General features: G+C 61.4%; 4 protein-coding genes. All 4 read right to left on the bottom strand.

Annotated elements, in window-relative coordinates; translation table 11 throughout:
- Positions 1-654, bottom strand: a 654-nt coding sequence (locus Y707_RS25450; RefSeq protein WP_035781478.1) for an NAD kinase, incomplete at its 3' end; no start/stop codon positions are given.
- Between the two features lie 2 nt (positions 655-656).
- Entirely contained in the window at positions 657-1,526 is an 870-nt protein-coding gene (locus Y707_RS25445) for a TlyA family RNA methyltransferase (RefSeq protein WP_035781475.1), read from the bottom strand.
- 7 nt (positions 1,527-1,533) lie between these two features.
- Positions 1,534-1,758, bottom strand: a complete 225-nt coding sequence (locus Y707_RS0111825; RefSeq protein ID WP_035781473.1) for a hypothetical protein — start codon at positions 1,756-1,758, stop codon at positions 1,534-1,536.
- A gap of 65 nt (positions 1,759-1,823) precedes the next feature.
- Positions 1,824-3,572 (bottom strand): pyruvate dehydrogenase, encoded by a 1,749-nt coding sequence (locus Y707_RS0111820; protein ID WP_026535250.1) that lies wholly within the window; start codon positions 3,570-3,572, stop codon positions 1,824-1,826.
- Positions 3,573-3,806: the final 234 nt, after the last annotated feature.

Below are 3,806 nucleotides of genomic sequence, written 5' to 3'. Positions count from 1 at the left end.
GGCGTGCGCACTGATCGGCACCATCAGCAGCGCTTCGACCTCCGGCCAGACCACCGGGCCGCCCGCCGAAAATGCGTAGGCAGTGGAACCCGTCGGCGTCGCCATGACGACGCCGTCGCAGCCGAAGGAGCTCAGCGGACGCTCGTCGACCTCGATCACCACCTCGAGCATGCGCTCACGGCTGGCTTTTTCCACCGCGGCTTCATTCAACGCCCAGGTGTGTGCCAGCTTGTCCTGGCCGACCCACACCGAAACGTCAATGGCCATCCGCTCTTCCACGGTGTAGGCGCGTTCGACAACCCATTGCACCGTTTGCGCCAGATCCGCCCGCTCGCTCTCAGCGAGGAAACCGACATGGCCGAGATTGACGCCCAGCAACGGCACATCGGAGCCGCGGACCAATTCAGAGGCGCGCAGGATCGTCCCATCTCCGCCGAGCACCATGACCAGGTCGACGTCGGCCAGTTTCACTTCTTCATCCAGGATTTCAGTGGGAGCCGTCCCCGTTCCATACGTCGCCTGGATGTCCATCAGTTCGGGACGCGTCATTACCGGGACGAGTCCGGAGTCGTGCAGTTGAGTGCATGCCTGCTGGGCCGCGCTCATCGCATCCTCGCGACCGGTGTGCGCCAGGACCAGAATCCTCCGGCTCATCCTCACCTGCCTTCCGTCGTCTGCTCTTTCAACGTGGCCAGCCAAGAGGCCACTACCGCTTCGTACTTTGCCGACTCAATGTCTGCCGGATCGGTGGGAGCCGATTCGGGCTCTGTACCGATCCTAGGTAGTGAATCGACTTTCGGCACCTTTATCCACAGAAAGTATTCGAGATTTCCATCCTGACCGGGCAGCGTACTGGGCACCACATTCTCGATTTGGAGTCCGGAATCAAGTACGCATCGCAATACTTTACCTACGGCATTCAGTCTCTCCCGCCCGGAGGTGACCACTCCAGTGTGGCTCAGGTTGCTGCGGCCGACCTCGAACTGGGGTTTCACCATCACGACCATATCCCCACCCGGCTCCGTCACCTCCGCGAGAGCGGCCATCACGAGTGTCAGCGAGATAAAGGACAGATCGCAGACTGTTAATTGCACCGGCCCCCCGATGTCCTCCGCACGAAGGTATCTGACATTGAGCCCCTCATGGACGTCCACCCGGTCGTGCTGCCGCAGTTCTGGAACCAGCTGGCCATGTCCCACATCCACAGCGACAACGGTGGCCGCGCCGGCCCGCAGCAGCACATCGGTAAAACCACCCGTCGACGCTCCCGCATCGAGGCACCGTTTCCCCTCAACGACGACGCCGTCGAACGCTTCCAGGGCCCCGGCCAGTTTGTGCCCTGCCCGGCTGACATATTCGGGGCCCGCAGAACTGACCGTCAGCTGGTCGGTTCCCTGGACTTGAGTGGACGCCTTGGTAATGGTGGAACCGGAAAGTGCGACACGCCCTTCCGCGATAAGCGCGGCAGCGTGCGTTCTGGATCTGGCCAGCCCACGCCGAAGAAGTTCCAGGTCGAGTCGGGGCATCAGTTGTTCAATCGGAGCCGTCGCCGGCGTCGAGTTCGGCCATCAACTGGTCGTGGACCTCCGTATACGCCTCCGTGTGCTCCGATGACGGCAGCTGTGGCAGATCCTGCAGGCGTGCCAGGATGTTATCGACATTGCCGTCGCCGGTTGCCATTTCCGATTGGGGCCACTCGGTGGTCTGCCCGGACGCTGCCGGTCCGTCGCCGCGGACATCCTCGTCGTCGTATTCCAACCCGATGTCCTTCCGCTGCTGTGCTCCGGTTGCGCCTGCCTCCCCAGCTTATCCAATAGCTCCGATCAGCCCCGTGGGACATTCCGCAGATTGCTGCGCGCCATGCTGACCGCTTCACCCGCACCCTTGTTGAGGACAACCTTGGAAATTGCCGTGGCGAATCCAAATACCTGTTCGCCGGTGATCTTCGGTGGGATCGACAAAGCGTTGGGATCAGTAATCACCTCCACCAGGGACGGACCGTGGTGTTTAAACGCCTCCCGGTAGGCGGACTCAATCTTCTTCGGGTCCGTCACCCGTACCGCATGGAAGCCCATCGCCTTGGCGATCTCCGCATAATTGGTCTGCGGTACGTCGACGCCGTGATCGGGCAATCCGTCCACCAGCATTTCGAGTTTCACCATGCCCAGACTGGAGTTATTGAATACCACCACGTTGACTGGCAGGTCATAGGTCTTCACCGTCAGCAATTCACCGAGCAGCATGGCCAGCCCGCCATCACCGGAGACGGAAATCACCTGCCGGTCCGGATATGCCAGTTGGGCGCCGACCGCATGGGGGAGGGCGTTAGCCATGGACCCGTGCAGATAGGAGGCAATAATCCGGCGTGTTCCCAGCGGATTAATATAGCGCGCCGTCCACACGTTGCACATGCCGGTGTCCGCCGTGAAGATTGCGTCCTTCGCCGCCACCTGATCGAGCAGCGATGCGGCATATTCGGGATGGATCGGAACGATCTTGTCCGCCTTGCGGGTATACGCCCCGACGGCCTTATTCATCAACCGGTCATGCTTCTTCAGCATGCGGTCCAGGAACTTGCGGTTCTTCTTCCGCTTGACCAACGGTTCCAGTGCCGTCAGCGTCGGGAGCACGTCGCCATGAACGGCAATGTCGACGTCGGTCCGTCGCCCCAGGTGCTCGGCGGCACGATCGACCTGCGCTGTCGGTGTATCCGGCAGGAACTGGTTATAGGGAAAGTCGGTTCCGAGCAGGATCAGCAGATCCGCGTCCTCAATTCCCTCGGCCGCCGCACCGTAGCCGAGCAGCCCGGTCATGCCGATATCGTAAGGATTGTCGTACTGGATAAAATCCTTGCCCCGGAGCGAGTGCCCGACCGGTGCACCAATCTTCTCCGCCAGCGCAACGACTTCGTTGTGGGCGCCCTCGACGCCGACGCCGGCAAAAATGGCAACCTTGTCCGCAGAGTTGATGGCGTCGGCCAGCTGCCGAACAGATTCTTCAGCCGGAACGCATGTGGCCGGCAGGAAAGCGCTGCGCAAGGGGGCTGCAGCAGCGACTTCCAAGTCCGCGATATCTCCCGGCAGCGTGATAACGCCGACTCCACGCCGTGCGATGGCGTGCTGGATGGCGCTATGGACCACCCGTGGCGATTGTTCGGCGGTACTGATCAGTTCCGAATACACCGAACACTCGTTGAAGAGCCGGTCCGGATGAGTCTCCTGGAAGAATCCGGTGCCAATCTGCTGGCTCGGAATGTGCGACGCAATCGCCAATACCGGAGCCCCGGTCCGGTTGGCATCATAAAGACCGTTGATCAAGTGCAGGTTGCCGGGACCGCAGGAACCGGCGCAGACTGCCAGCTCTCCGGTCAGTTGCGCTTCCGCAGCGGCGGCGAAGGCAGCGGCTTCCTCATGCCTGACATGGACCCAATCGATGCCGCCCTTGGCCGAGCCGCCGGACTGCCTCACGGCGTCGACAATGGGGTTTAAGCTGTCGCCGACGATGCCGTAGATGCGTTTGACCCCGGCCCTCTGCAGTTGTTCAACGATTTGTTCTGCCACGTGCTGGGCCATGAGTTATGCTCCTTGCGGTCATCCGGCGCTGAATGCTCGTTCTCCCCCGGGGTCTGGGTCCAGTCTATTGACGCGCGCTCAGTCCACAAGGGTCCGCGTTGACTCATAGAAAACCTCCGCGTAACTGCATACGTTGCCTCAATTGAAAACCTCCGCGTAGCGGCGTGGTTCACGGTGTAGGCAGCTGTTGCAGGTTATGCCCGTTTCTATGGAGCTAACGATGGCCCAGCGCCA

Source organism: Arthrobacter sp. H14, from assembly GCF_000520495.1.
In the GTDB taxonomy this organism is placed as follows: domain Bacteria; phylum Actinomycetota; class Actinomycetes; order Actinomycetales; family Micrococcaceae; genus Arthrobacter_C.
Note: the sequence above shows the minus strand (reverse complement) of the source record. Positions and strands in the feature narration are given on the sequence as shown.